The following is a 410-nucleotide window of genomic DNA, read 5'->3' on the forward strand; positions in this document are numbered from 1 at the left end:
AGTGGGGAAAATATGGATGAATATAAATTAGGATTCAGTGGTTGGGGTGTTAATACTTCCGGTTGAGAAAACATCAATTTCAGTAGCTCTTCCATGATTGTAGCGGGTAATTCATTAGAGCTGTTATCAGTGATCTCTTTTTGCCTTTTAGGCGCTTTTTGCTGATAGAATTCTTCTTTCCCTATTTCCATTATCCCATCTACCTCTAGGCTTCTCGGCCCATCTAATTGGACTTGTTCTATTGCGCTTGCTTTTCTTTTGAGAGAAATATTTTCATCTTTAGATTTCATGGTGGTCTATTATTAGCAAGTAAAGAACAAAATTTTAACATCTATTTATTAAACGAGTCAGAGGGTCAGGCCTTGAATTGTGAATTTTCAATTAGAAGTTGATTCATAATTCAAGGCCTG

The 410-nt window shown here is 35.9% G+C and carries 1 protein-coding gene; it reads right to left on the reverse strand.

All coding sequences use genetic code 11. The annotated features are described in order from the left end of the window. Positions 1–290: hypothetical protein (locus OQJ26_RS19365; protein WP_265705297.1), on the reverse strand; the 290-nt coding region annotated here is incomplete at its 3' end. Positions 291–410: the final 120 nt, after the last annotated feature.

Origin of the sequence: Legionella sheltonii, from assembly GCF_026191355.1 — a bacterium.
Taxonomy (GTDB): Bacteria; Pseudomonadota; Gammaproteobacteria; order Legionellales; family Legionellaceae; genus Legionella; species Legionella sheltonii.